The sequence below is a fragment of the Halomonas sp. 707D4 genome (assembly GCF_024158685.1).
Taxonomy (GTDB): Bacteria; Pseudomonadota; Gammaproteobacteria; order Pseudomonadales; family Halomonadaceae; genus Vreelandella.
In genome coordinates, this window is record NZ_JAMZBD010000764.1 from 1 (window position 1) to 1,003 (window position 1,003).

1 protein-coding gene is annotated in these 1,003 nt (G+C 67.6%); it reads left to right on the forward strand.

What is annotated here, in order from left to right; all coding sequences use genetic code 11:
• Positions 1 to 64: 64 nt before the first annotated feature.
• Positions 65 to 1,003: type VI secretion system tip protein TssI/VgrG (tssI, locus tag BIS11_RS18535; RefSeq protein ID WP_253586858.1), on the forward strand; the 939-nt coding region annotated here is incomplete at its 3' end.

Consider the following 1,003-nt stretch of genomic DNA (forward strand, 5'->3'; position numbering starts at 1 on the left):
TGTCTGCCCAGATCATTATTCTTATCGTTTTCAATCGATGAGTGGATGGCCGAGGAGCAGCACGATGGCAAACGGAGCGGGGCTACGGTTCACCCTGACGCTACCCGGCGTCGACGACGTCGCGGTGGTCGATTTCACCCACCGCGAGGCGCTCTCCGAACCCTTCACGCTGACCGCCACGCTGGCCAGCCGCGATGGTGGCCTGGACGCCGCCGAGCTGCTCGACCGCGAGGCCACGCTCACCGTGTGGCAGGACGGCGCGCCGCTGCGCCGGGTCCACGGCATTGTCAGTGAGTTCGGCCGCGGCGATCGCGGCCACCGGCGCACCTTCTATACCCTTACGCTGCGCCCGGCGCTGTGGCGCACCTCGCTTCGCCACAACTCGCGCATCTTCCAGAAGGTCGACCCGCTCACCATCATCAACACCCTGCTGGACGAGCGGGGTATCACCGATGTGGCGTTTGCCGTTAGCCGCGAACCCGCCGAGCGCGAGTACTGCGTCCAGTACCGCGAGACCGATCTCGCCTTCATCGAGCGCCTCGCCGCCGAAGAGGGCCTGTTCTATTTTCACGAGTTCGAGGACAGCGACGGCGGTGCCCACCGGCTGGTGTTCTCCGACGACCCGCAGGCGCTGACGAATCTGGGCGAGCGCACCTACCACAGCCGCGCCGGGGGCACGCCGCCCACGCGGCACGTGCGCAAGCTCAGCCACACCGCCCGGGTCGCCGCCGCCAGCGCCCAGCTCAAGGACTACAGCTTCAAGAACCCCGCCTACGCCCAGCTCCACGATCACCTGGGCGATGACGTAGAGGCCCACGGCCAGCAGAGCGACTACGAACATTACGACTACCCCGGCCGCTACAAGCAGGACACCTCCGGCAAGCCCTTCACCCGCCTCCGCCTCGAGCACCTGCGCCGCAACGCCACCACGGCCCGTGCCGAAAGCGACCTGCCGGAATTCGCCCCGGGCGCGCGATTCACGCTCACCGACCACGACACCCAG